General features: G+C 37.9%; 22 protein-coding genes. 8 read left to right on the top strand and 14 right to left on the bottom strand.

Annotated elements, in window-relative coordinates; all coding sequences use genetic code 11:
- Positions 1 to 25: 25 nt before the first annotated feature.
- The 4 genes from AABB81_RS05585 to AABB81_RS05570 form a co-directional block, all read right to left on the bottom strand.
- On the bottom strand, positions 26 to 808 hold the full coding sequence (locus AABB81_RS05585) for a S1/P1 nuclease (protein ID WP_342159176.1): 783 nt from the start codon (positions 806 to 808) through the stop codon (positions 26 to 28).
- A 127-nt stretch (positions 809 to 935) separates the two neighbouring features.
- A complete protein-coding gene (locus AABB81_RS05580; protein WP_342159175.1) occupies positions 936 to 2171 on the bottom strand; it encodes an ammonium transporter in 1236 nt (411 codons plus the stop codon).
- Positions 2172 to 2201: 30 nt separating this feature from the next.
- A complete protein-coding gene (locus tag AABB81_RS05575) occupies positions 2202 to 2537 on the bottom strand; it encodes a P-II family nitrogen regulator (protein WP_342159174.1) in 336 nt (111 codons plus the stop codon).
- A 13-nt stretch (positions 2538 to 2550) separates the two neighbouring features.
- Entirely contained in the window at positions 2551 to 3627 is a 1077-nt protein-coding gene (locus tag AABB81_RS05570) for a porin (protein ID WP_342159173.1), read from the bottom strand.
- 450 nt (positions 3628 to 4077) lie between these two features.
- On the opposite strand from AABB81_RS05570, the gene AABB81_RS05565 reads away from it, so the two are divergent.
- A complete protein-coding gene (locus AABB81_RS05565) occupies positions 4078 to 4251 on the top strand; it encodes a DUF4177 domain-containing protein (RefSeq protein ID WP_290291640.1) in 174 nt (57 codons plus the stop codon).
- Between the two features lie 52 nt (positions 4252 to 4303).
- Positions 4304 to 4480, top strand: a complete 177-nt coding sequence (locus AABB81_RS05560; RefSeq protein WP_342159172.1) for a type II toxin-antitoxin system antitoxin — start codon at positions 4304 to 4306, stop codon at positions 4478 to 4480.
- 16 nt (positions 4481 to 4496) lie between these two features.
- Here the strand turns inward: AABB81_RS05560 and AABB81_RS05555 are convergent, their stop codons facing one another.
- The gene (locus AABB81_RS05555; protein WP_342159171.1) at positions 4497 to 6626 is read right to left on the bottom strand and encodes a S46 family peptidase; all 2130 of its coding nucleotides are present in this window, start codon (positions 6624 to 6626) and stop codon (positions 4497 to 4499) included.
- An 87-nt stretch (positions 6627 to 6713) separates the two neighbouring features.
- Positions 6714 to 7673: a DUF4421 family protein gene (locus AABB81_RS05550; RefSeq protein ID WP_342159662.1), complete on the bottom strand. Its 960-nt coding sequence runs from the start codon at positions 7671 to 7673 to the stop codon at positions 6714 to 6716.
- A 568-nt stretch (positions 7674 to 8241) separates the two neighbouring features.
- On the opposite strand from AABB81_RS05550, the gene AABB81_RS05545 reads away from it, so the two are divergent.
- Both AABB81_RS05545 and AABB81_RS05540 read left to right on the top strand, forming a co-directional pair.
- Positions 8242 to 9549, top strand: coding sequence for a DUF819 family protein (locus tag AABB81_RS05545; protein WP_342159170.1), 1308 nt, complete (start codon positions 8242 to 8244; stop codon positions 9547 to 9549).
- A gap of 68 nt (positions 9550 to 9617) precedes the next feature.
- Positions 9618 to 10316: a DUF4369 domain-containing protein gene (locus AABB81_RS05540; protein ID WP_342159169.1), complete on the top strand. Its 699-nt coding sequence runs from the start codon at positions 9618 to 9620 to the stop codon at positions 10314 to 10316.
- A gap of 7 nt (positions 10317 to 10323) precedes the next feature.
- Here the strand turns inward: AABB81_RS05540 and AABB81_RS05535 are convergent, their stop codons facing one another.
- Positions 10324 to 11124 carry a TIGR00266 family protein gene (locus AABB81_RS05535; protein WP_342159167.1) on the bottom strand — a complete coding sequence of 267 codons (801 nt, stop codon included), beginning with the start codon at positions 11122 to 11124 and terminating at the stop codon, positions 10324 to 10326.
- A gap of 25 nt (positions 11125 to 11149) precedes the next feature.
- Positions 11150 to 11608, bottom strand: coding sequence for a DUF4442 domain-containing protein (locus tag AABB81_RS05530; RefSeq protein ID WP_342159166.1), 459 nt, complete (start codon positions 11606 to 11608; stop codon positions 11150 to 11152).
- A gap of 153 nt (positions 11609 to 11761) precedes the next feature.
- Here AABB81_RS05530 and AABB81_RS05525 point away from each other — a divergent pair, with 153 nt between their 5' ends.
- The 4 genes from AABB81_RS05525 to AABB81_RS05510 all read left to right on the top strand — a co-directional run bounded on the left by AABB81_RS05525 (position 11762) and on the right by AABB81_RS05510 (position 15198).
- Complete coding sequence (locus AABB81_RS05525; protein WP_342159164.1) at positions 11762 to 12157, top strand: DUF4870 domain-containing protein; 396 nt, start codon at positions 11762 to 11764, stop codon at positions 12155 to 12157.
- A gap of 122 nt (positions 12158 to 12279) precedes the next feature.
- Positions 12280 to 12630, top strand: coding sequence for a PadR family transcriptional regulator (locus AABB81_RS05520; protein WP_342159163.1), 351 nt, complete (start codon positions 12280 to 12282; stop codon positions 12628 to 12630).
- On the top strand, positions 12627 to 14390 hold the full coding sequence (locus tag AABB81_RS05515) for a PspC domain-containing protein (protein ID WP_342159161.1): 1764 nt from the start codon (positions 12627 to 12629) through the stop codon (positions 14388 to 14390). The genes AABB81_RS05520 and AABB81_RS05515 overlap by 4 nt, the downstream gene beginning before the upstream one ends.
- A gap of 88 nt (positions 14391 to 14478) precedes the next feature.
- A complete protein-coding gene (locus AABB81_RS05510) occupies positions 14479 to 15198 on the top strand; it encodes a head GIN domain-containing protein (protein WP_342159160.1) in 720 nt (239 codons plus the stop codon).
- A gap of 9 nt (positions 15199 to 15207) precedes the next feature.
- Here the strand turns inward: AABB81_RS05510 and AABB81_RS05505 are convergent, their stop codons facing one another.
- The 6 genes from AABB81_RS05505 to AABB81_RS05480 form a co-directional block, all read right to left on the bottom strand.
- Complete coding sequence (locus tag AABB81_RS05505; RefSeq protein ID WP_342159159.1) at positions 15208 to 15921, bottom strand: LytR/AlgR family response regulator transcription factor; 714 nt, start codon at positions 15919 to 15921, stop codon at positions 15208 to 15210.
- On the bottom strand, positions 15911 to 16822 hold the full coding sequence (locus AABB81_RS05500) for a sensor histidine kinase (RefSeq protein ID WP_342159158.1): 912 nt from the start codon (positions 16820 to 16822) through the stop codon (positions 15911 to 15913). Before AABB81_RS05500 ends, AABB81_RS05505 begins: the two co-directional genes overlap by 11 nt.
- A 282-nt stretch (positions 16823 to 17104) precedes the next feature.
- Positions 17105 to 20416 (bottom strand): VCBS repeat-containing protein, encoded by a 3312-nt coding sequence (locus AABB81_RS05495; RefSeq protein WP_342159157.1) that lies wholly within the window; start codon positions 20414 to 20416, stop codon positions 17105 to 17107.
- A gap of 106 nt (positions 20417 to 20522) precedes the next feature.
- On the bottom strand, positions 20523 to 22205 hold the full coding sequence (locus AABB81_RS05490; protein ID WP_342159155.1) for a RagB/SusD family nutrient uptake outer membrane protein: 1683 nt from the start codon (positions 22203 to 22205) through the stop codon (positions 20523 to 20525).
- Between the two features lie 6 nt (positions 22206 to 22211).
- Positions 22212 to 25247, bottom strand: a complete 3036-nt coding sequence (locus AABB81_RS05485) for a SusC/RagA family TonB-linked outer membrane protein (protein ID WP_342159154.1) — start codon at positions 25245 to 25247, stop codon at positions 22212 to 22214.
- Between the two features lie 229 nt (positions 25248 to 25476).
- On the bottom strand, positions 25477 to 26166 hold the full coding sequence (locus tag AABB81_RS05480) for a 3-keto-disaccharide hydrolase (protein ID WP_342159153.1): 690 nt from the start codon (positions 26164 to 26166) through the stop codon (positions 25477 to 25479).
- Positions 26167 to 26180 lie beyond the last annotated feature (14 nt).

Genomic DNA, 26180 nt, shown 5'->3' with positions numbered 1-26180 from the left:
GTTCAGGCACCAGAAAGAGTGCTGATTAATCAAAAATATCATTTAAGACCTTGGCGAGCCTTATTCCGGATTTTTGCAATTGAGACCTTACAATTTGAAAGTGGTCATATGAATACCTGTAACTCAATTTTTCATCCGGTTGCGCTGAATTATAAACTTTTTTGGCCAAAGACTGAGATTCATATGTCCAATCAAGAACAGATCCTTGTTGAATACTCTGGATTTGAGCCTTGGATAAATCTGAGGTATTACGGGCTAATTCAGAATAACTCATATTGTAAAATTCAATCATGTCAGAATCCCATACTCTATGAAGATTTGATTTTTTATAATGCCATAATACTTTGATGTCATTTCCGCCTTTGTCTTCTGCCCGGCCAACGTGCAATGGTTGGTGGAGGTCTCCCATAAGGTGTACTAAAAATTTAAGATAAAAGATTTTATCTTCCTGAGAAGCATTCGTGTCTTTGAGAATGTCGATGCAATATGTTATACCCATAACAATGTCTCCCCTTTTTTCTTTCTCACTGTCTTTGTATTTCTGATCAAAAGGAAAGTTGACAAAATGCCAGGTGTAGAACTTGTCGTAGGCGTCATCTGATTTAATGTCATCTCCAAAGGTAGATACAATGGCCAGGCCCTGGCCCTGTAATAATGTTTCGATCTGTTTTTTCGCTTTTTTACTTAAGTGTTTTTCGGCAATTTCACCAATAGTTCGATGGCCCGTGGCACCCCATTCAGGGCTCGCAGCCACTGTATTGTATTGGGAAATAAATAAAATGACAAAAAAGATGGTGATTTGCTTCATGGCAGGGTTTTAACGGCGATAAAGTTATAAAAAAAAAGAGGGTTTATTTAAAATAAACCCTCTCATTACACAAATTTAATCTAATCAACGCATTTACGCCAAGAGATTCTTACAAAAGAACACAGTCTTAGTGTTCATTCATCCTGAAATCAGGGTAAGCATCCATTCCATGCTCAAATCCGTCAAGACCTTCAAGTTCTTCTTTTTCAGAAACCCTGATACCTACCGTCTTCTTCAAAGCATATAGTATAATAAAAGAAGAAAGGATACAAATACCGGCATATGATGCAATTCCAACCAATTGGCTGATTAATTGATCTACGCCTGCCAGGGCGCCGAATATTCCAACGGCTAATGTTCCCCATATACCACAGATTAAGTGAACGGCAATGGCTCCAACAGGATCATCAAGTTTAATTTTATCTACAAATGCTACCGCAAAAACAATAATTGCACCACCAATACTTCCTATTAAGATAGCATCTGTAGGCGACATTTGATCGGCCCCTGCTGTTATACTTACCAGTCCTCCAAGAATACCATTTAAATACATGGTAAGGTCAAGGTTTTTATACATTGCAGTTGATACCAAGAATGACACCACCCCACCTGCAGCGGCAGCCAAACATGTAGTCACCAAGGTTAAAGAGGTCAACTCAGGATCAGCAGAAAGCACAGAGCCACCGTTAAATCCGAACCATCCTAACCAAAGGATCAATACACCAGCAGTTGCTAATGGAATATTGTGACCGGGAATTGCCATAGGCTTTCCGTCTTTGAATTTTCCAATACGGGCTCCCAGCAACCACACGGCAACTAAAGCAGCCCATCCTCCTACAGAGTGAACCAAAGTAGAACCTGCAAAGTCGTAGAAAGGAGTTTCTCTCATGTCCAAAAATCCGCCACCCCATTTCCAAGAGCCAGCCAATGGATAGATGAGCCCGACATAAACGATAACAAAAATCATAAAAGGAACAATCTTGATTCTTTCAGCTACGGCACCGGAAACTATCGTTGCTGCTGTTGCTGCAAACATTCCCTGGAAAAGAAAATCTGTCCACCATGTATAGCCACCGTCTGCATAAGCTGCAGTCATCCCTCCTTCAGGGGCTGTGATGCCAAAACCGGCGAATCCGAAAAACCCTGAAGATCCTTCTGCGAACCCCGGGTACATCAAATTGAAGCCAACAAGGCAGTAAAGCAAAAGCCCTACGGTAATGATAAAGATGTTTTTGAATAAAATATTAATAGTATTCTTTTGTCTGGTTAAGCCTATTTCAAGGAAAGCAAAGCCCAGGTGCATAAAGAAAACCAGTGCTGTACAGATCATCATCCATACATTATTTATAGTAAGTAATTCCATGTCTAAATTAATTATAGGTTAGTTTTTATTTTAAAGTGTTTCACCACCTTTTTCACCGGTTCTTATTCTATAGCAGTCAGTAATTTCTGATACAAAGATCTTTCCATCTCCAACCTCCCCGGTTGCGCCGGCCTCAAGGATGGCCTTAATGGTAACTTCTTCAAAATCATCGTTGACTACTATAGACAGGAAACGTCGTTGAATACTGCTTGTGCTATAGGTAACGCCCCTGTAAACATGGCCTTCTTTTTCGTTGCCACGACCCGTAGCATCCCAATAAGAGAAAAAATTAACTCCAACGCTGTGCAGCGCTTCTTTTACATCAGAATATTTTGATTTTCTGATAATTGCTTCGATTTTTTTCATAATGAATTATTGTTTAGAATTTGTATACTGCTGCTACTAAGAAGGATGCCAAAGAACCTGTTGGTTCAAGGTCATCATTCAAGAAAGTATCTTCACTTGTGGTGTCTATCCTGAATTCAGGAATGATCATTAGATCTCCAATAGCATAGTTTCCTGTTAAAGTGAATTCGAATGCATTTGCATCTCCGTCATCATCATATCCACCGATAGCACCAACCCCGCCTTTACCTTCTCCGAAGTACTCAGCTCTGAATCCAAGAACAAAAGACTCTGAAGTTTTTAATTGAGGATAAATGGCTACTCCATAAAATGAGGCATCTGAATCATTGTCAACATAATAAGTTGAGTTCAATCCTAAATAGAAGGAATCTGTGATGTCAAAACCTGTAGTCAAATCAACTTGAAACTGAGGACCATATAAGAAGTTTAGGTAAGTTCCTTTATATCCTACTTGTGCACCTAAAGTGTAATTGTTGGTAAGGTTAAAATTGGTTAAATCATTGTCATTCATAATAGCCCCCATTAAAGACCAGTCATCGTTAATTGCATAATCCAGTTTTAAACCAGAGTGCGAAAATGGACCATAAGAGAACATATAAGAAGTAGAATAGTTAAAGTTCCCTGTTGGCGAAATTACTTCATAACCTAGAAAGGTATTGAAATTACCAAAGGTCAACGTTACTTTGTCTGATACATTCCAGTATACATATAGTTGGTTCACAACTTGTGAGCTGTTCCCTAAATCAGGTGTGCCATCACCATCAAGATCCCACTGTAAGGATCCAAATACAGCGTCTGTTCCACGTGGTCCGAATACAAGGTCAGCAACGGCACCAACTTTTTTACCTTCAAAAGATATGATCGCATTTGCCATTCCAATAGCAAAACCATTTCCATTAGCAAAAGAGGTATTAGGTGTTTGGCTATTTTCTCCTCCATTTGGAGCTCCTAAATTTGTTCTGTAATAGCCATCTACACTACCACTAAAAGAAAATTTCTTTTTTGGAGCTTCTTCTGACTCAGGTATTGAGTCTTGTGCATACATTATAAAAACTGAGAATAACATTGCAAGGGTAAATAGATTTTTCATGTTTTAATTTTAAGTAATTAATAATTTGTTAGTAATAATTAAATTTCAATTGATTAATCGGGGTAAAAGTAATTTTTTAAAGCATTACCCCAAAAAAAAAGAGGGTATGACATGAAAAATTATATATATATGAAAAAGACCCCTATAAAAATTGGGGTATATGAATAAAAAATGCATTTATTTTTATATCCTCAATATTCTAAGGGATAATTTCATAATAAATAAGATAATATGATATTAAAATAATATATTTGTGGTATTAAAATAATATGTCATAAAGCATATATTAACAACAATTGGCTTTAAATGAATCAAAAAGTTAGATTTTTGAATACTTATAGGCCTGATATTCAGAAGTGGTCATTTTCGATAAAAAATTGATAATTTTGTTATAACCGATACAAATAGTGAGTATATGTTATAAGTAGAACCAAAGACAAAAGAGTAGATATGAAAGAATATAAAATAATCAAACAAACGGGCACTGCTGTAAAATCACAACAGAACTTTGAAGATCTGATTAATAGCTATGCAAAAATGAATTGGACTGTGATCAATATGTTTACGCATCGCGGTATACTAAAAGCCCTTATTGAAAGGGATAAAAAGGAAGAAGAATCTTGATTGAATGATATGAACCCGATGTTTTTATCAAGCGTGTAACTAAGTTATTGATATGAAAAGTAAAAAAGCATTTGCTCTGAGAATTGAAGCTGATATTTTCAGGGAAGTAGAAAAGCTGGCTAAGGAGGAGTTTCGTTCTACCAATGGCCAAATTGAGTGGATGCTTAGCAAACAATTAAAGGAATCCGGAAGACTTCCTGTTGATGACGATAAAGAGGGCCTCAACTAAGTGAGGCCCTTACTCATTATTTTTTCTTGGGGTGAACCAATTTCATTTCATCTATCAATCTTTGACAGTCGGCATATTTATCGATGATAAATAATATATAACGGGCGTCTACCATGATATTACGACATATCGAAGGGTCATAATTATAGTCACTCATGGTGCCTTCCCATACGCGGTCGAAATTTAAACCAATCAGATTTCCTTTGGCATCAATTACAGGGCTTCCCGAGTTCCCTCCTGTAGTATGATTTGTTCCAATAAAATTTACCGGCATCCTTCCTTCAATACCATAATCACCGTAATCTTTATTGTTATACAGTTGAATTAATTTTTCAGGAACATCAAACTCATAGTCACCGGGCTGATATTTTTCGATTACTCCCTCCAGATAAGAAACCGGCTCATACACAACAGCGTCTTTAGGTCGATACCCCTTAACCTTTCCATAAGTTACCCTAAGGGTACCATTGGCATCAGGAAAAAAACGTTCATCCGGGAAGGTTTCTATCAAGGCTTTCATATACACTTTTTGAACAGCTTTTATTTGAAGGTTCAATTCCTGAAATTTAGGGCTAATGTTTTGATAGTAGTTTTCAACCAGATCCTTTCCAAACTGATATCCTGGATCCTCATGTAGTTTTTTCATGATATCTTCATAAGAACCTTCCATCAAAGTTTTCATTCCATCCATATTAGTCAGGGCAGAATTTGTATATACATCTTGGGTCAGCGCTTCAATATCTGTACTTTTGAGGGCAGGGGTCAAATAGGAGTCAGGACTTTCTTCTTTATAAAGTGTGAGCAATTTTTCAAAAACATCTTTGTCTACACTGGCGTTGTAGTTTTTATAGAAGCCTTCAAAACTTTTCAAAAGGTTTGACCTGTCCTCTTCAAAATTTTCGGGAGTCTTTAAAAGCTTTCTTTCAAACTGATACAGCCTGACCGATGCATTTAGTAATTCAACGTTTCTGTATACTACTTCAGTCCAGTAATTACGAGCAACTGATACTTCCTCTATCTCGGTGTATAGTGTTTCAAAATCACTTAGCAAGTGGTTATATGCCTCGTTGTTATTGTTTTTTTCTTGAAAAACAGCTTCAAGCGCTTTCTTCTTATCAATTGCATTAGACTGCTTAAGCCCTTGATTTTCTCCAATCCATTTTTTCCAATAATTGGCAATTCGGGCATATTTGGAGGCATATTGAATTTTGATCTCAGTGTCATTTCTCATGTACTCATCAACGATTTTCAATGCTTCTTCCCTTATTTTAATTTTTGGAGGATTCAGTTTGTAAACAATTTGGTCTATGGCTATGGCAGGTAAATATTCATTTGTGCTTCCAGGGAAACCAAATACCATTGTAAAATCATTTTCCGTGATACCGTCTAAAGATACAGGCAGGAAGTGTTTTGGGTCATAGGGTACATTTTCGGCGCTGTACTCTGCAGGTCGGTTTTGTTTATCGGCATAGATCCTGAACAAGGAGAAATCCCCTGTATGCCTGGGCCACATCCAGTTATCTGTATCAGACCCAAATTTACCAATTGAAGTTGGTGGTGCCCCGACAAGCCTAATATCTTTAAAGGTCTCGGTGACAAACAAAAGGTACTGGTTTCCCTGAAATATCGATTTAACCCTTGTCTCCTGCCAATCTTCTTTTATTGCATTTTTTTTGGCAACCGATATATTTTTATCGATGAGCTGCTGCTTTTCCTGAAGGCTCAAAGTATCCGGAATGTTTTGCAAGATGTCTTTTGTGACATCATCAATCCTGATAATAAGCGTAGCGACCATTCCTTTATTGGGAAGTTCCTCGTTCATTGTCTTAGCCCAAAATCCATCTTGTAAATAATCGTGATCTACAGAAGAATGAGATTGAATAGCTCCGTATCCGCAATGATGGTTCGTAAGGAGCAAGCCACTGTCTGAAATGATTTCTGATGTACAACCTCCGTTGAAATGCACAATGGCATCCTTTAAACTTGAATGATTTACATCGTAAATGTCTGATGCACTTAGCTCACTGCCAAGGCTTTTCATTTCCTGCTCATTCATCCCTTCCAAAAGAGAGGGTATCCACATTCCCCCTTGCTGGGCCATCATCTGAACGGCAAGGAATAAGAAAAGTATTTTTAGGTATTTCATAGAATTTTAACTTTTAGAAAATATCGGCCAAAGTTAGCATTTTATACTCTTTTTGAGTCCTAATATGTTCGAAATATGTTCGAAAAATTATTTCTTTTTAAAAGGGTTTTTGTCTTCAATCCAGTCCATGCCTTTTTCAAATGATTTTGGTGCATCAAACCTGTATCCGACATAAACCTTGAAATATCCCCGTACGCTGTTGAATTTAATCACCGATTTCTCATCCCTGTTCATGGCACTTCCGTTGAGACTTGTACCCCCGTAAAATCGGGTTGAATTAAATCCCAATCCTATTTGGGTACTGATGTTAAGCGCCAGGTTATTGTGATAGCTGATAATATCTTTAAGATTTTCATCAGACCTGGTAATCAATTTGTTGAATTCGACCCCCATGCCAGTTGACAAACCCAGGTTTGAGTACCAGTTTTTGCTAAAAACAAAGGTGTGGTAATATCCTGCATTTAAGAGTACGAAAAAACTTTTAATATCCTCAGGGGTGCTTTGATCAGTAATTTCGAAATAACCGTAATATAGGCTGGGGATAAAACTACCGGTACTTTTTGTTTGAATTTCATTCTGATTTATGACCGCTTTAAATGAATAATTTTCATTGAATCTATACCAGGTAGTCCCTGTAAAGGACAAAGTCTTGAGATCAGGAAGAATTAAATACTCGTTAGTATCTTCTAAATTTCCCGGGATAGGGTCGTTTATACCGGTTACATAATATCCCTTCACCTTATTAAAATCAAAATTCTGCATCAGGTCTTTGAAAAAGATATTCAGGCTCAATTTGAATATTTTAGTACTTCCTTTTAGGTTTGAATCGTCTGCTTCCAAAAATTTTGGTGAAAAACCAATTTTGAGAGAAATGAATCGATAATTAATTGCGATGCCCATTCTCAAATTTGTATTTGGCTCTATGGAATAATTTTCATCAATCCCTTCGTACTCAAATGATCGCACATCGTTATCAAGATCCAATCTCAAGTTTAGTGTATTGTTCATTTTCGTAAAATAACTGTTGGAGGTAAAATCTTCCTGCATTTGAGCTAATGAAATTACAGGTAGTATGACTAGAAAAATAAACAAAAATCGGGTCATGTTTTCAGGCGTAAATCCTACAATAAATATAAAGCAATATTAAAGAATCATCCATTGATTCATCCTAAATAATCAATTTTTTACCACTAACATTTTAACAATGACCCTAACAAGATTTTCGATCATTCTTTTTTGTAAAAATTTCATGATCCAATGGATTCAATTTATGGTCAAAATGTTTTACATGTTTTATCTATGACTCAGTTTTTCGCAGGCAAATTGACCGGCAGGCATTCTAGGATATGAATTGTGAGACCAGTTTGCGGATTATCCAGGTGCGATTGATAATTTTAATCAGGTGATCTGCAGCAAAGACAGCACTTGAATCCTGCTGAATGAGACGTATAAAGAAATGCGTTCGAAAGATGAGATAAATCGGCTCAACATCTCAGTAAAAATGTGGAGGTAAATTATTGGTAATAGGGCAGGGAATTTCTATGTTTGCCAAACTGCTTTTTAATAATGCTCCCTTTACGGTTGGCAATGAATAATTTAAACAGAAAAATATACCATGGAAAACGCCCCTATATTTACTAGTGATACAATTGTTTTTGGTTTATTGATGATCTCTTTGGGGATCATATTTTATACTTCCTCAAGAAAAAAAGGGTTTTGGTACAAATTTTACAAAGTGGTACCAGCCTTATTTATGGCTTATATGCTTCCTGCTGTTTTAACTACTTTGGGATTAATAGCTCCTGAATGGGAGACAGTTACTGCATCCGGGGATATTGAGAAACATTCTTCTAACCTGTATTTTATGTCCAGCAGGTATTTATTGCCTGCGGCCCTGGTGCTAATGACCTTGAGTATTGATTTAAAGGCAGTTTTTAATCTGGGATGGAAGGCATTAGCCATGTTTTTTACAGGGACTGTAGGAATCATTATTGGTGGCCCCATTGCAATAATGATTATTTCGGTCATTTATCCGGAGGCTTTGAACGGAGCCGGACCTGATGCAGTTTGGCGCGGGTTGTCAACTCTTGCCGGAAGCTGGATAGGAGGAGGAGCCAACCAAACGGCGATGTTGGAGATCTATGGATATAACCAAAAACTTTATGGCGGAATGGTTTTTGTCGATATCGTGGTAGCCAATATCTGGATGGCCATTATATTGATTGGGGTAGGAAAGTCAAAAGGTATTGATAAATGGTTAAAGTCTGATACAGCGGCTATTGAAGCATTAAAGGAAAAAGTAAGCTCTTTTTCAAAAAAAGTTGAACGCAATCCTAGTTTGACCGATTTGATGATCATGCTGGCCCTGTCATTTGGAACAGTGAGCCTGGCGCATCTGGGGGCCGGTTATCTGAGTGAATTTTTTAGTGATTTTGTAAATGGGATAGATAATCCAACCGTAAAAAACATTTTTACTTTTTTAGGCTCTTCTTTCTTCTGGATGATCAGTTTATCAACAGTGGCAGCCATTTTGCTGTCATTTACCAAAGCGAGGAATTACGAAGGAGCAGGTGCGAGCAAAATAGGGAGTGTATTTATTTATATCCTTGTTGCCTCGATTGGAATGAAAATGGACCTTACCCTGATCCTGGATAATGTGGGTCTTGTAGCCATAGGCCTTATTTGGATGAGTATTCATGCCGTGTTGCTTATTGTCGTGGCCAAATTGATTAGAGCGCCGTATTTCTTTCTTGCCGTTGGCAGCCAGGCAAATGTGGGGGGAGCAGCGTCTGCACCTATCGTAGCCGCGGCTTTTCATCCCTCGCTTGCAACAGTTGGGGTGTTGCTTGCCGTATTTGGTTATGCGGTTGGAACCATTGCTGCCATTGGCTGCACAATTTTAATGCAATTGGTATCTCCTTAAATCAGTTAAAATAGTGTAGAATTATTCATTTTTTCTAATATATTTGCCCACTGTAAAACCCAATTTATATGAAGAAGATAGGTATGATCATGGTCATCGCGATAACTGTAATGGCTTGTTCAAAGGAAAATGAAAACACCATGTATGTTAAAACTTCTGTAAAAGGGCTTAAAAAGGGAACTTTTTATTTACAGAAACAACTCGATTCAATGATCATATCTGTTGATTCAGTTGATGTCAGCGGAAAAGAAGACTTTTTACTGACCGATGAAGTAGAAAGTCCCGAGATGTATTACCTTACGCTTGGTAACAGTAGTAAAAGGATTGCCTTCTTTGGAGAAAAGGATACTGTCATGATCGAGACTCAACTTGATCTTTTTGCTTTAAAGGCAAAAGTTACAGGTTCTGAAAACCAGAAATTGTTAGACGATTTCAGTGCCATGCAGCAACAGTTCAACAACCAGAAACTCGATCTTGTAAAGGAAGAATTTGAGGCCAGAAAGGCCGGAAGTCAGGATTCTATTGATATAGTGGCTAAAAAATTAAAAAACTGGCAAAGAAAGAAGTACCTGTACACAACGAATTTTGCTGTAAAAAATGCGAATTATGAAGTTGCTCCTTATATAGCCCTGACAGAATTGGTCAATGCGAATATAAAATTGCTCGATACGATTAACAACTCTTTGACTCCTGAAGTAAAGGCGTCAAAATACGGTAAACAGCTGGATGCCTTTATCAGCGAGATCAAGGTTTCAGAGAAGGAGTAGGGAAGGGCTAAATTCTGTTGTCGCCATCTAACAAATCTCCTAAGCCTCCTAAAATACTTCCTTCATCTTTTCGTTTTCCTCCCTGAGAAGGGGCACTCGCAATGATGCGATCTGCAAGCCGGCTGAATGGAAGAGACTGTATTGCAATGGTTCCAGGACCTTTAAGGGTGGCAAAAAAGAAACCTTCACCTCCAAATACAGTATTCCTGATTCCTCCGATGTATTCGATATCGTAATTTACCGTTTGGCTAAAACCCACAATACAACCGGTGTCTACCTTTAGGATTTCACCTTCTTTTAATTCGCGCTGCACTACGGTACCACTTGCATGTAAGAACGACATGCCATCTCCTTCTATTTTTTGCATAATAAATCCTTCACCTCCAAAAAAACCTCTGCCCAATCTTTTTGAGAATTCTATGCTGATGGAAACTCCTTTTGCGGCGCAGAGAAACGCATCTTTTTGACAGATAAATACACCTTGATAACTTTTAAGGTCAATTGGTATAATCTTACCAGGATAAGGAGAGGCAAAAGAAACTTTTCTCCTGATATTTGATAAGTTCGTATACACTGTCATAAAAAGGCTTTCACCTGTCAAAAGCCTCTTTCCGGCTGAGAACAAATTTCCCAGGATATCTTTTGACTGTCCTGAACCATCTCCGAGTATCGTGTCCATTTTTATCTGATCATCCATCATCATAAAACTGCCTGCTTCAGCTACAACTCCTTCTTGGGGATCAAGTTCAATTTCGACAAATTGCATTTCTTCTCCATAAATTTTGTAGTCTATTTCGTGTGCGTTCATATGGCGGGATATTTAAAAGGATTCATTAATCTTTTAATTTTAGGCTCCAGGTGAATTCAAAATCTGAGACCATATCATTTTCCTGGTTAAACCCGGCGGCTTTAAGCACGATACTCTGGCCTTCTCCAGTTTCTATGGCCTTTGCAATAACCGTATCAATCTCTTTTCCCTGAAGGCAAGAAAAAACAATTTTACCGGTAGCTTTTTTATGAAAACTGCCTTCCTGTTTCACCACCAACATAGATATTTTATGGTTGGATTCCTTGATTTTTTTCATCATTAGGATGCCGGTAACCAATTCGGCTGCCATTCCTTGTGTTGCCCAGTAAAGTGACTTAAATGGGTTTTGATTAATCCATTTATGAGTGACTCTGGCATGAGCTTCAGTAGCCGAAATAGCGCTGACCCTGACCCCGGATATAAAGGCAGAAGGTAATTTTATTGCTAAAAACCGATTTAAATTGCTTACTGTAAATTTTGGCATTTTCTTTCTTTAAGCCCCTAAAATACAACAAAAAATGTGATTTATTCGTATGATTTAAATGTTAAAAAAATGTTAAATTACAGTACTTGGTATTGCATGGTATTATCTTTTGTATATATATTTGCATAAGAAAGTATTATACACTTTTATATTATGGCAACACGAAACGATAACAACAACGCATTTTTATTACACTTATCTGCTTTCTTTGGATATATATTTCCTTTTGGAGCCGTTGTAGGCCCACTTGTGATTTGGGAATTGAACAAAAGGAAAAGTGATTTTATTGACAGGAATGGTAAAGAGGCCATCAATTTTAACCTGAGTTATTTATTGTACACTTTTATTCTTGGTTTGTCAATTGTGCCTTTTGCGATCAGAACCATCATGGATGATTTTCATCATTTGGATCTTTTCGGAATGATCAGTGTTGGTTCACTCATTGGCATATTGGCCATGGTAAAATTCGTATTGATCATTTTTGCTGCGATTAAGGCCAATCAAGGTGAAGTGTATGAGTACCCCCTAACAATTAAGTTTATTAAATAAAGACATTATGATCACTATACTAATCTCAATCGTAATATTTATTGCCAATACCATACAGTCGGTATTGTTCTAAAAGGAATGGGTCTTATAAATCATTAATTAAAAGATTAAAAGAGAAAAACATGAAGATTGAAAACACAAAAGCACAAATGCGTAAAGGAGTTCTAGAATTCTGCATCCTATCAATTTTGGAAGGTGGGGATGCTTATACTTCTGAAATCCTGGTCCAGTTAAAAGACGCAAAACTGCTTGTGGTTGAGGGTACTGTGTATCCTTTACTAACAAGATTGAAAAATGCAGGACTTTTGACATATCGCTGGGAAGAATCAACTTCCGGACCGCCAAGAAAATATTATGGTTTAACCGAAACCGGAAAGATATTTTTAGCAGGTTTAAACACTACCTGGAGCGAATTGGTTAAAGCAGTGAACCTGGTAACAAAGAATAATAAATCAAAAAATACAACAAAATGAACAAGACTATAAATATAAATCTAGGTGGTATATTTTTTCATATTGATGAAGTTGCTTATCAAAAACTGAAAGGCTATTTAGATGCTATTCGACGTTCTTTAAGTGATGACCCCAAGGGCAGGGATGAAATCATAACTGATATAGAAACCAGAATTGGTGAATTATTATCGGCAAAAGTCAAAGATGTAAGACAAGTCATCAATGAGCAGGATATAGATGAAGTGATAGAAGTCATGGGTAAACCTGAAGACTATATGGTTGACGAAGAGATCTTTAATGATGATGCTTATGGCAGTTACAGTAGTCAAAGGCGCAAAAAATTATACAGAGACGGAAGTGACAAGTTCCTGGGTGGTGTTTCATCTGGTATGGCACATTATCTTAATATTGATGTGATTTGGATCAGACTGGCTTGGTTGGTTGCAGCTTTTGGATTTGGGTTTGGGTTCATCTTATACCCGCTTTTATGGATATTGCTTCCCGAAGCCAATACAACAGCCGAGAAATTGGAAATGGAAGGCGCTGAAGTCAATATAAGCAATATTGAAAAAAAAATTCGTGATGAGATCTCAGAGGCATCAACTAGAGTCAAATACGGCATCGACGAAGTATCTGAAAAAGTAAAAAACGCTGATTATAAAAAATATGGCGCAAGGGCAAAATCAGGTTCACAAGATTTTGTCGATACTTTAGGTAAGATTTTTGTAACCATCTTTATGATCATTGGTAAATTTATCGGAGTCTTATTGATCGTTCTAGCAGTACTGACCATTCTTGGCATGTTAATCGGCATGTTTACACTTGGATCTTTGGATTTTATGCATGACGATTGGTTGTTTCGCAACTCAGTAATCTACAATAATTCTGGATTACCTGTGTGGGTCCTGTCTGCCTTGATCTTTGTTTTGGTCGCGATACCTTTCTTTTTTCTGTTTTCCCTTGGATTAAGAATATTGTCAAACAATACCAAATCCATTGGTAAAACCACCAAGCTTTCCTTGCTTGGAGTATGGATCGTTGCACTTTTGATAGCTATTTTCTTTGGTACGCGTCAATTCATGAATTCGGCCTATGACGGATCAGTGATTAATACACAAGAGCTTATATACAGCCCAAGCGATACCCTGGAAATAAAAATGGTTGACAACAAAGATTTATCGAATCGCCGCGAATTGAAACGCAGTTGGAGGTCCGAAATTATCATTGACAACAACAATCAGGAGAAAATTTATTCAAATAATATAAGATTCAATATTCTGCCTTCGGATAATGAGACAATGTATGTAAAGGTGAGAAAGCTTTCTCAAGGTAAAAGCCGCAAAGATGCCAGGGATAATGCTGATTTGATTGAATATGAATACGAACTTTCGGAGGATGAACTAAGGATCAATGGCTACTTTTTAGCACAATTGAACAATAGATTCAGTGAACAAAGGATCTATGTGGATCTGTATTTACCCGAAAATCAGGTTGTTTTCCTTGACCATTCAACCAGGACCTTTCTTTATGACGTTGACAACGCACAAAATATCTATGATAACGATATGGCCAAACACTATTTTAAAATGACTCGTGAAGGATTTTATTGTCTTGATTGTTCAGAAGGTATCATCAATATTGAAAACAATAACGATTCGTTCAACATGAAAATTGATGAAGAAGGGGTACGCATTGAAATACAAGAAGACGGGAAGGAAAAGTCAGAAGTGAAAATTGATGCTTCGGGAGTTGTTGTAAGAAGTACAAAAGACACTATATAGTTTTTAATTTTATTTTCACACCTGCATGTAACCTTTTTTAAAACAAACACATCAAATATTATTTAAGCCTAATCAAAAAATCTTTATTATGAAATATTTTATCAAACTCGCAACTGTCGCCCTGCTTATTTTTTCAACAAGTTCATGTATGTATAATGGCGTAAGAGGAGATGGAAACGTCGTTTCAAAGAAAAGGAAAATCTCAAATGATTTTGTTCGTATCAATGCCAGCAGAGGCCTCGATGTGTATATCACCAAGAGCAAAAATATCTCATTGGAGGTTGAGGCAGATCAAAACCTGCATGACCTCATTGAAACTGAAGTAAAAGACGGGACCCTTTATATAACGGCTAAAAAAAACATCTATACGTCAAGCGCCAAAAAGATTCATGTTTCGGCTGACCATATCAATGAGATTCAAGTAAACAGTGGGGCCGAAGTGTATTCAGAGAATACGTTTACTTCAGAAAAACTGGTTTTAAGTGTGAGTAGCGGCGCCCACGTAAGAATGGACCTCAAGGTTGACCAGCTCATTTGCGAGAGTTCAAGCGGAGCCGGTATGGAATTAAGAGGAGAGGCAAATTCGCTTAACGCCTCTTCTTCCAGTGGAAGCGATATAAAAGCTTATGAGTTAATTGCAAAAAACTGTATCGCCAGTGCCAGCAGCGGCTCAGTGATAAAGTTAAACGTCACAAAGTCATTTGAAGGAAATGCCAGCAGTGGCGCTGATATTAAGTTTATAGGGAATCCTGAAAGAATTGATAGGCACAAGAACTCAGGCGGAAGTGTGAGCCAGGTTACCGGTTGATCAATCTTCTTAAATTGGAGTATTTAAAATCACGTCTTTGGCGTGATTTATATATTTACGTCCTATAGGTATTCGTTTATCGGTCACCAGTACGGAGTTGCCCTCCAAGGCCTGTATCTTATCAAGTGCCACCGTAAATGACCTGTGAAGTCTTAAAAATTGATTTTTAGGCAATTCTTCAGTAATCCCGGATAACGATTTATGAGCAAGATAGTCGCCAGACTTTGTGAATACCTTGATATAATCCTTGAGGCTTTCAATAAAATAGATATCCTCAAATTTAATCTTGATCAATTTTTTATCCACTTTTAGAAAGATAAATGATTTCTCTGTGGTTGGAAGTACTGGTCCCGTCGATCTGTCAATGATAAATTTTTGCGACAATTTGTTGATCGATTTTAAGAATCTGGTAAAAGGAACCGGTTTGACCAGATAATCAAGTACATCAAGATCAAAACTTTCGACAGCGTATTCCCTGTAAGCAGTTGTGATAATAAAGTATGGACTTGAATCAAGGCTTTTGATAAAATCAAGACCATTCATTTTTGGCATGTTGATATCGATAAAAACCACATCGATCTGGCCACTTTCAATCATGGCAAGTGCTTCAAAAGGATTCACATAACTACCCTGGAGATTCATATGGGGAAACTCCTTAAGATGAGTTTCTATGACCTCTGCAGCAAGAGGTTCATCATCTATTATTATGCAATTAATCTTCATAAAGTGGAAGTTTCAAATTGACAGTATACGTATTCGATTTTGATCTGGTCTTTAAACTATATGCAGTACCATAAAGCAGTTGCAATCTTCTCTTGACATTTTCAATCCCGATACCGTGTTTTGGGGCTTCATTGTTATTTTTGACAAAGTTGTTCTCAACCGTAAAGTAAAGAAAATTGTCTTTAACAACAAAGTCAATGGAGACTTTTATATCTTCATTGTGATTGGTTCCATGCTTAAAACAATTCTCTAAAAATGGAAGAAAAAGCAAGGGAGGAATCTCAATATCGTCAATATTTCCTTCTATATTGATTTCCGATTTGACTCTTTCGCCATAGCGCAATCGTTCCAGTTCCAAATAGCTGTAAAGGTAGTTGATCGATTTCATCAAACTGATCTTCGGTTCCTTGACTTCGTATAAAACATACTGCATAATCTCCGAAAGTTTCAAAACAACATTTGGTGCTTTGGGCGACTTTTTGATAACCAGTGCATAAAGGTTGTTCAGTGTGTTGAAAAAGAAGTGAGGCTGTATCTGTGATTTCAGAAAATTTAATTCGGTTTCAAGTTGCATTCTTTGAAGGTCATCATTTCGTTTTTTTTCGTTCAGCCAGTCATAAGTAAGTTTGATGGCCGATACCAGAGCAATAACATAAACCGCTCCAATGATGAGTTCGACAATGTGAATCACCGTAAATGGTTCTTGACTGCCCTGAGCTTCGGGCCAAATATTTTTTGTAACAAGAATATAGTTTAAGCCCGTTCTCGTTAAGTAAAACAGCATTAATGACAGGGTAAACAGAACGAAGAACTGCAGGTATTTTTTTGGAAGTATGTATTTTGGAATCAGGTAATAGATCGTAAAATAGGTGATGACAATATTTAAAGGAAATTCAATCAAATTTGATTTTAATGAATACCAGTAATCATTATTGATTGTGGCGAATCGGAAAAAATTGAAGACAAAATAAATCAGCCAAAAGAGCAGATGGTACCTGATGGGTATTCTAAATTCCGAAAACAATTTTTTAAACATAAAACTCTCTAAAAAACATCAACCTTTTTTCAAGGCCAAAACCATGAAGTAATTACAGCATTCATTAAAAAAACAAGGTTCTTAAGCATTCTTAGCGCACCCTTAGACCTGAAATCATATCATGATATCTAAACAGTATCAGCCGGTTTATAATCCTGAAACAAGCTCTATAAATTGTATATAATCATAATTTTTGACCGCCAGAATATAATTCTTTTCTTTGATCTTAATTAAAGAAAGATCCTTTGTGTCTCCCGGTATAAAAAGGCCACTTTCCCTTGCCGGTACGGCATTAAACTCTCCTTGGCCATTACCTTCGAGATAAAGCCCTATTCCTGCATCATTTCTTGGTGTCTCAACTTCTGAACCGTATAAATTACCGGCGATTACCATATCCAAATGCGTATCCTGATTAAAATCTCTTACGATGATCTGATTCACACTCGACACCTGAGACAGGTTGGGCAGCTTGTGCAGCACAAATTCACCGTCTTTGTTTTCCAGATAGATACTTGCAAAGGTATTTACTTGATAATGAAGTGATTTTTCAAGATCTTGCTTGGTATATACATCTTCAAGAGTCGCAACAGCAAAAGCGTCATAATCTTTAAACTTATTCTTTATGGCAGGGATTTGTTGTGAAGAACACTGACGCCCACGAACGGGAAATTTCTCACCCTGGTCATAATAGCTTAAAACGATGTCATTTGATTGGTTTTTGTCAAAATCATTGATGTAGATATCAAAAGTTTCTTCCTCACTGGCTTGATACTTATAGTTGAGTCCTAAATTGCCAACGATGAAATCTATGTCGCCATCCTGGTCAAAATCACCCTCTTCAATGCTAAACCACCAGCCGGTTGAAGTACTAAGGTTCAATTTCTCCGTGATATTTTCAAAAACACCGCGGTTATTTCTAAATACGGTAATGGGCATCCATTCTCCAACGACAATAAGGTCTACCCAACCGTCTTTATCATAATCTGTCCAACTGGCATCAGTAACCATACCAAGGCTTTGGAGTCCCGGAGCAATTTTATCAGTAACATCGTTAAACTTTGGATTTCCTGCCGTACTTACATTTTCCAGTATATAACTATGAGTAGGCAAAGGATAGTTTTTGGGCATTAACCTGCCTCCCACGAAAAGATCAAGGTCTCCGTCTTTGTCGTAGTCAAAACTTTGTACACGAGAACCACTGACAAACATTTGGGGCAGGGCAGAGCTAGACTTGCTCAGGTTGCCTTTTCCATCATTTACATAGAGTCTGTCTTGCAATAATTCTGAATCAGGGTCAAATTCACTTCCTCCGCTTACTATATACAGATCGTTGAAACCATCTCCGTCCGCGTCGAAGATCAGACTTCCCAGATCCTCACGATCACTGTCATCATTCAAATCATTAAAACTTTGTTTTCTAAAACCATTTTCTGTTTGGTAATAAACGGCGGTTTGGTTGTTATGGGCACCACCTACAACAAAATCATCCATGCCGTTACCACTAAGGTCCCCAACAGAGACACCGGGCCCAAAGGTCGACGTTTTATGTGGCAGTAACACCTGATCTTTAAAATCATCATAATCGTTTTCAACGTGTTTATGGACAACTGTGAGTGCGGTATCGGTAACTGTTGCAAACAGCGGTTTAAGCTCAGGTTCTTCGTTGGTATTGACTATGGAAGCATCAGCATGATCGATCGTGATAAATTGATTCTTATCAAGGTCTTTAAGCACCTGGATTTTACCGTCGGGCCAGGTAATCTTAAGTTCCTCTGCCAAAAGGGCATCTCCAATTCCAAAGTGTAACTGAGGAGCAACAGAAGACTGAAATCCTCTTGTTAAGGTCATTTCCTGAAACTGAGTCATGTTATTTGCTTTGAGTAAAGCCTTTACGCCCACCCCGGATCTGTTTTTATCGGGGCCCTTAAATTTCAAAGAGATAAAATTATTTTTCTCCGAACTAAAGTTTTCAAATACGGCGGCGATATCGTCAATATTGTTCAGAACGATTTCAAGGTCTCCATCATTATCGAGATCTGCATAAACACAGCCATTTGACCAACCCACAAATTCGAGGCCCCATTCTTTGTTCATTTTAGAAAAGCTTAAGTCTCCGTTGTTCTTAAAAACGAAATTGTCAATTTTTTCGGAGGGAATTGCCAGAGATTTTTCGAGCCATTGTTCTTTGGTCAAACGTTCTTTGGATAATTTATTAAAGTAGTCTTTGTTGTTGATTTCCCTTCTTGTTCCGTTGGAGATAAATATATCTTTCCAACCATCATTGTCAAGATCCATCATTAAAGGCCCCCAGCTCCAATCTGTTGTTGCCAATCCGCCAAGCCTGGCCACATTGCTAAAAGAGGGCAGGGAATCGATTAGGTTTCCATTGTTTATTTGCAGCTGGTTTTGCATATACTGGTAGTGAAACCCTGATTTTACGGTTTGCCAGAAAAGGTCAGGATTCATTCCTGCCATATTCGCCTTGGACCTTCTGTTGTCCCCCGGGGTCATATCCATTTGGATAATATCAAGCAGCTGATCATTATTGAAATCGGCTATATCAACGCCCATCCCGTAAAGAGCCGTTTGCTGTGTCGATTTTTGAGAGACTTCTTTAAAAGTCCCGTTTTTATTATTGATCCATAAATAATCAGGTACTTTGAAATCATTGGAAATATAAATATCGGGCCATCCGTCGCTGTTGATGTCACTCACCGTAACACTATTGCTAAGACCAAATGATCTTAAGCCGGCTGCGTCGGTCACATCAGTAAATCGATCTCCGTCATTTCTGAATAATTTATCGGTTTCCGTATCTTGCGCGTTGTACATTTTAAACACATAATAATCATTTGGCGCATTAAAGTTAGTAGGGGGGTAGTTTGCCACATAAAGATCCAGATCGCCATCGAGGTCATAATCAAAGAATGTTGACTGTATGCTGTTTCCAACATCTGCGACTCCATATGCTTCGGCTTGTTCTGTAAATGTCAGGTCACCATTATTAATGTATAAAAGATTTGATTTCGGGTTGAACTTACCGGCTACAGAACAATAGATATCTAAATAGCCGTCATTGTTTACATCAGCCATTGTTACTCCTGTAAACCATCTTTGATCTCCCGATATATGTGCCGTTCCCGAAATATCTTCAAAGTTTAGCCCCCCTTTGTTCAGATAAAGCCTGTTCTCGACCATATTTGCAGTAAAAAACAAATCGACAAGCCCGTCATTATTAATGTCACCGGCAGCAACTCCGCCACCCATATAGATATAGGGGTAACTCAAGTAATTCAAAGAATCATTTTCAACAAGATTATTGGCAAAGAGAATTCCCGATCTGTCAGAATCGAGTGCCTTGAATATTTTAACCTCCTTGTTTGTATTTGGATTATCTGTGTTTTTCGTGCAGGACCATAGGGCCAATACGGCTATCAAAAGCGTAAACTGTCTGTTCATGTAAAGAAAATTTGAAGGCGGTAAAGGTAAGAATTAGTAGGAAATGAATAAAAAAAAAAGAGCATTAAAAAATGCTCTTTTTCTTTATTAATAATAACTAAAAAAATTAATAGCCAGGATTCTGTGTTAGAATTCCACCACTTAAATCAATAGCTCTTAAAGGAATCGGGCTCAGGTCGAAATGTGGGTCATAAGGTGCAGGTAATCCTGCGAATGACGTAATAGTTCTACCTTCATTTACGAAATAAGCATTCATGATATCTGTTGCTCCCCATCTTCTGATGTCAAACAATCGTTTACCTTCCATACCTAATTCAAGCCTTCTTTCAAATCTTACAGCTTTAATAGCATATTCTTGATTTGGGAAAGTTGCTGGATACTCTTCTATTTTATAATTAGCAGCCGGATTCGTACCATCGTTAGAAACGTAGGTGCTATTTTTAGCTCTTCTTCTAACCTCATTGACCCAGTCTGTAGCCAATTCCAATTGATTCTCTTCAGCGGCAGCTTCAGCTCCCATTAATAGAACATCAGCAAATCTTATGATGTGGTAATTTACACCTGATCTTTGCTCTCCCCATCCACCAGCACCTTGATTGGCAGTTTCTGAAGCTTGATAAACATTTTTCTTAGGTGTATATGGCCCACTAAGGTCACTGAAATTAGCTCTTTGCCAATCTTTACCAGGATGCACTCCGTATCCGTTAAATTCTATACCACGTCTTCCAACTGTATAATCAGCTCTTGGATCCAGGTTTCCGGCAAAAGGAGTAAACGGCTCATCACTGTTGATTCCGTAATCACTGGTTACATCAGTCTGATTGTAGGTATCCAAAAGAGGTAAACCATTTGCATCAGTCTGGAATGCATTCAATAAATCCTGTGTTGGATTATAGAATCCACAACAGTTGATCGGGCCGGGAAAATTCAGAGTTCCCCCAATATTTCCATTGAATGATAAACCGTCATCAGCTGTAAATTGAATGGCAAGCAGTGATTCATCACTGTTGTCACCAGCTAAACGAAAGTTATCAGCATATTCAGTAAGTAATCCGAAACGATGATTACCATTAATGACTTCTGTTAATTTTGCCAAGGCTGGTCCAGTGTCTCCTTTGTGTAAGTAAACCTTTCCAAGGTAAGCTTTAGCAGCCCAGCTTGTAGGACGGCCTACTTCATCTTGTGTCTCTGGAAGGTTTGTTTCTGCGTAAGACATGTCGTCTATTATTTTATCCCAGATTGGTCCCGGATTCGGTTGATTGAACTCAACATCCGCGAAGTTAACATCAGAAATATAAGGAACATTCCCCCACATGACTTGTAATTCAAAGTTAAAGTGACCTCTTAAGAACCTGGCCTGTGCCAATTGAGCTGAAAAGTCTCCTTCAGAAGGGTCCAGTTTCCCGATCAAATCGATCACGGCATTGGCTCTGTTTACACCTGCAAAAAGTCCAACCCATCTTGCGTCGATGTAACCGTTACTGGTTTGCCAGTTCATTACTTCAAAAGCGTACAGATCAGGTTGATCAGAGTTTGTACTACCCTTATGGGCATCGTCAGACATTACATCTGTCCACCATCCGTCAGCTGCTCTTGCATAATCAGAGCCTCCGGTATTACTGTTACCATCTAATAATGAGTAAGCTCCGATAAGCAATAGATCAACTCCCTGGGCATTTTGCAGCGCCTCATCACTAAGGGCACCGTAAGCCGGAACTTCACTAAAGTCATCACTACATGCTAGTACTCCCACTAGCATAATAAATAGATATATTATTTTATTTTTCATTTGTTTTTAAAATTTGAAAGTTACACCAATGGTATAAATTTTAGACTGAGGATAAATATCGTTATCAACGCCTAAAGTCAGGTTGTCATAAGCAACAACTTCAGGATCGATACCGTCATAACCAGTAACTGTGAATAAATTTGTACCTACAACATAAATCCTTAATGATTCCATGGCTATTTTTTCAGCGATGTCATCAGAGAATGTGTATCCAATTTGCATGTTCTTCAATCTCATATACGTACCATCTTCAACAAAATAGGAATTTGGATTGATTTCATCATTCTTGATCGTCGTACTCAAGGCTGGTAAACTGGCATTTGTGTTATCAGGTGTCCATGAGTCTAAAACTCTTGTACTTCTGTTTCCATCCACGAAAGAAGGAAAATCAGAGTAGACCTTTTGATAATTGTAAATCTCATTACCAACTGATCCCGTAAAGAAAAGAGAAGCATCAAACCCTTTATAGGCAGCGCTAAGGTTAAGACCCCAGGTAAAATCAGGATGCGGAGATCCAATGTAAGCACGGTCTTCATCATTGGTGACTCCGTCTCCGTTGATATCCTCGTATTCAAACCTTCCCTCATCTGTATATCCGATCACTTTTCTACCGTAAAATTCAGAGATTGATCTTCCTACCTCAGTTCTTGTCATGGCACCACTTCTCAGGTCGTTTCGACCGGTTTGGAAGGCACTAATCAATTCTTTAACTTCATTTTTATAATGAGAAATGTTCGCTAAAGCGCTGAATGTAAGTCCGCTGTCCCAGGTGTTGTTATAGCCAAGGCTGATATCAATACCAGTATTTTGGATTTCACCTAAATTTACATAAGGAGCCGCAGCATCGATCGCTGTAGTACTGATCAAACTGAAATCCTGTGCAATTAGATCTGTTGTGGTAATTTGCCAAAATTCAAATGACGCAGTCAGTTTGTCATTGATAAAGCCAAAATCGACCCCACCATTGATACTTACTGATGTTTCCCATTTAAGATCTGCATTACCAAAAGACGATAATATAGCACCTGTTGTGATGTTAGTTCCGTTAATCGCGTAGTCGGCATAAGCCTGATCCAAATTTGAAATGTTCAAAGTTGGGTTACTACCAGGTAAATCCTGGTTACCAAGTTGACCATAGGAAGCTTTTAACTTAACCCGGCTCACAGCATTGCTGTCAAACCAGTCTTCTTTACTCATCAACCATCCCGCACTGAACGAAGGGAAAGTTTGAGACCTGTTGTCACCTCTAAATCTTGAGGACTTATCATTTCTCAACGTAAATGTTGCAAAATATTTGTCCTTGTAGTTGTAATTAGCACTTAAGAAATATGAAAACAAAGTGTTTTTATATTCATAGGCATAATTTACAATTGCAGGGTCCGTACCTGTTTGCAGGTTGTAATATTCAGGATCCTCAAACAAAAATTCATTACGTTGTACTTCTTTTCCCACTCCACCGCCTTCAACGGCTTCAATACCAAGTACGGCAGAGACATTGTGATCTCCAAATTGCTTGTTATAAACCAGCGTGTTTGACCATGTCCATTCATAACTGCTTAAGTCTTGATTGATCAATGTGTTAGTTGATCTAGGCTCGGCAGCTTCAGGGTTTAAGGCCAAAAACTGTCTTCTGTCAAAATGCTGCATAGACACCCCAAAACTTGATTTAAGGGTAAGTCCGTCAATAATATCAACCTCGGCGTAAATATCACCAAAAACCCTTAATGATTTATTGTAATCATCTCGGCCTCGGTAAAGACCCGCATAAGCATTAGGTGAGTTTCCAAGTCCAGTTGAATTGCTGTAAGGCCCAACAAAGTTCCCTGCGTCATCATATACAGGCAGCACCGGAGAACTTCTTATCGCATACTCCATAGTCACTGGATCTCCACCATTACCGTTAGTGTAAGCCACATTCATGTGCTCACCAACACGTATTCTGTCTATCACTTTAAATTCAGAGTTCACAGCAACTGCGGCTCTTTCAAATCCAGTGTATTTTACAACACCGTCTCTTGTGAAGTAATTGGCAGACATGTAGTATTTTCCTGATTCAGTACCGTTAGATGCAGACAAGGAAATGTTACTGGTAGGCGCTGTTTGGGTAAGTTCTTTTCCCCAATTGGTTCCTCCCGGTTTCACTGTTGCAGTTACAGGAATCCCCTGAACTGTTGAAGGAATTACAGGAGTGTCACCGCTACCATATTGAGGGTGTGTTGTATCTACACCATCATTATTGTAACTTTGCCATAACATATCAGCGTGTTGTTGAATGTTTAGCGTTTTAACCAATTTGGTGGGTTGTGAGCTACCTGTCCAGACATCTAAGGTCAAAGTGGCCTTGTCTTGATTGTAACCCCCACTTTTTGTGGTCACGATAATTACCCCATTCGAAGCTCTTGCTCCATAAATGGCAGCTGCTCCATCTTTCAATACGTTCATCTGTGCGATGTCAGCAGGATTGATAGAGTTTAAAATATTTGCATCTGTTGTTTGAACACCATCAATAATAAACAGTGGATCTGTATTGTTACCTGTTCCAAAACCACGAATAGCAATTTTTGGCGAGGCACCCGGAGAACCCGAAGTAGTTACCGTTACACCAGTAACACGGCCTTGCAAGGCTTCTGAAGCGTTCGCTACAGGTACTTTTAAGGCTTCGTCCATGTCAACGGAAGAAACAGAACCTGTAATGTCACCTCTTGTTTGAGTTGAATAACCAACAACCACTACTTCTTCAAGTTGGTTGTCACCCATTTCAAGCGTGATGTTAATTACATCTTCACTACCAATAGTAGCAGTAGTAGAAGTCATCCCGATAAAGCTGTATTCTAAAACATCACCTTCATTGGCTTCAATAGAATAATTTCCATCGAAATCAGTTGTCACACCTGTTGTGGTGCCTTGAACAACAACAGTTGCTCCAGGCAGCGGCCCATCAGCGTCTGAAACTGTTCCTGTGACCGTCTTCTGCGCCATTGTAAAGCTACAGGTGAAGAAGATCCCCAGAATCATTAAACTTTTAAATAATTGTTTTCCCATAATAATAATTATTAATTAATAAATTGATTGTAAGCGAACGCTTTTTTTAATAAAAAAAACGCAAAAAAATATTTTCACAGCATAAGAATAGAAGTTTTAAGATTGACCATATAATTTACTATACAAATAACATCATATAAACGATGGATAACATTTTTTTACCAACTAAAGAAATAGTTATCCAAATGAGTTAAATTTTTCTTAAAATTGACCATGCAATATATAAATTTTATTTATTCAATGAAAGCAAAAATATATTTTTAAATTCCACTGGATGACTTTCACTTTGCAATGAGATATAGCCCGTTGTTAGGCGCTTTCCTTCAAGTTCAGTCAATGAATTGTATTCACCACCAATAACAGGATGTTCATATTCAATTACTTTTTTCCCATTCACATAATGTGAGATAAGAGAATCATGTCTAACTTCCACCTCTAATTCAACCCATTGATCACCATAAAAAGTGTCCGAATTTGAATCAATACAGTGCGTGGTCAACAATTCTTTATTCATACAAACATGTGTTCCCGGGGTGCATAAATTCGCAGTGCTTCTTTTTTTGCCCTTATCCAGGCCACCTAATAACTGTACTTCGATAGATACAGGAAAGTCCTGATTCAAATCCATGGATTCTGGAGCTTGACAATGTATCATAACGCCACTGTTGCGCAAGGCCCAACTTTCGCCGCCTTCAACCTGTTCTCCGATAAATCTGTATTTTAATTTCAATCTGTAATTACTATAAGGAGTTTCATAAAAAATATGACCGAACGAATTCCCGAATTTTTCATAACTGCTGTAATCTACCCTTATCGCACTGTCAACAACCCGAAAAGTTTGATTCCAATTATCTCCTAAAGGATGACCTTTAATTTTAATTTTCCAGTTGTCAAGATCTATTCCATTAAATAAAGACACCCAGGTTTGTTTTG

Source organism: Lutimonas vermicola (assembly GCF_038433205.1).
Classification (GTDB): domain Bacteria; phylum Bacteroidota; class Bacteroidia; order Flavobacteriales; family Flavobacteriaceae; genus Lutimonas; species Lutimonas vermicola.
This window is presented reverse-complemented; position numbering and strand designations above follow the sequence as displayed.

What these genes read in the sequence shown, in the direction of transcription:
- AABB81_RS05545 (WP_342159170.1), top strand. Translation starts at nt 8,242, where the DNA reads ATGGAAAACGCCCCTATATTTACTAGTGATACAATTGTTTTTGGTTTA.
- AABB81_RS05520 (WP_342159163.1), top strand. Translation starts at nt 12,280, where the DNA reads ATGAAGATTGAAAACACAAAAGCACAAATGCGTAAAGGAGTTCTAGAA.
- AABB81_RS05515 (WP_342159161.1), top strand. Translation starts at nt 12,627, where the DNA reads ATGAACAAGACTATAAATATAAATCTAGGTGGTATATTTTTTCATATT.
- AABB81_RS05560 (WP_342159172.1), top strand. Translation starts at nt 4,304, where the DNA reads ATGAAAAGTAAAAAAGCATTTGCTCTGAGAATTGAAGCTGATATTTTC.
- AABB81_RS05570 (WP_342159173.1), bottom strand. Translation starts at nt 3,627, where the DNA reads ATGAAAAATCTATTTACCCTTGCAATGTTATTCTCAGTTTTTATAATG.
- AABB81_RS05585 (WP_342159176.1), bottom strand. Translation starts at nt 808, where the DNA reads ATGAAGCAAATCACCATCTTTTTTGTCATTTTATTTATTTCCCAATAC.
- AABB81_RS05555 (WP_342159171.1), bottom strand. Translation starts at nt 6,626, where the DNA reads ATGAAATACCTAAAAATACTTTTCTTATTCCTTGCCGTTCAGATGATG.
- AABB81_RS05580 (WP_342159175.1), bottom strand. Translation starts at nt 2,171, where the DNA reads ATGGAATTACTTACTATAAATAATGTATGGATGATGATCTGTACAGCA.
- AABB81_RS05550 (WP_342159662.1), bottom strand. Translation starts at nt 7,673, where the DNA reads ATGCAGGAAGATTTTACCTCCAACAGTTATTTTACGAAAATGAACAAT.
- AABB81_RS05540 (WP_342159169.1), top strand. Translation starts at nt 9,618, where the DNA reads ATGAAGAAGATAGGTATGATCATGGTCATCGCGATAACTGTAATGGCT.
- AABB81_RS05505 (WP_342159159.1), bottom strand. Translation starts at nt 15,921, where the DNA reads ATGAAGATTAATTGCATAATAATAGATGATGAACCTCTTGCTGCAGAG.
- AABB81_RS05565 (WP_290291640.1), top strand. Translation starts at nt 4,078, where the DNA reads ATGAAAGAATATAAAATAATCAAACAAACGGGCACTGCTGTAAAATCA.
- AABB81_RS05490 (WP_342159155.1), bottom strand. Translation starts at nt 22,205, where the DNA reads ATGAAAAATAAAATAATATATCTATTTATTATGCTAGTGGGAGTACTA.
- AABB81_RS05535 (WP_342159167.1), bottom strand. Translation starts at nt 11,124, where the DNA reads ATGAACGCACACGAAATAGACTACAAAATTTATGGAGAAGAAATGCAA.
- AABB81_RS05485 (WP_342159154.1), bottom strand. Translation starts at nt 25,247, where the DNA reads ATGGGAAAACAATTATTTAAAAGTTTAATGATTCTGGGGATCTTCTTC.
- AABB81_RS05575 (WP_342159174.1), bottom strand. Translation starts at nt 2,537, where the DNA reads ATGAAAAAAATCGAAGCAATTATCAGAAAATCAAAATATTCTGATGTA.
- AABB81_RS05495 (WP_342159157.1), bottom strand. Translation starts at nt 20,416, where the DNA reads ATGAACAGACAGTTTACGCTTTTGATAGCCGTATTGGCCCTATGGTCC.
- AABB81_RS05525 (WP_342159164.1), top strand. Translation starts at nt 11,762, where the DNA reads ATGGCAACACGAAACGATAACAACAACGCATTTTTATTACACTTATCT.
- AABB81_RS05510 (WP_342159160.1), top strand. Translation starts at nt 14,479, where the DNA reads ATGAAATATTTTATCAAACTCGCAACTGTCGCCCTGCTTATTTTTTCA.
- AABB81_RS05530 (WP_342159166.1), bottom strand. Translation starts at nt 11,608, where the DNA reads ATGCCAAAATTTACAGTAAGCAATTTAAATCGGTTTTTAGCAATAAAA.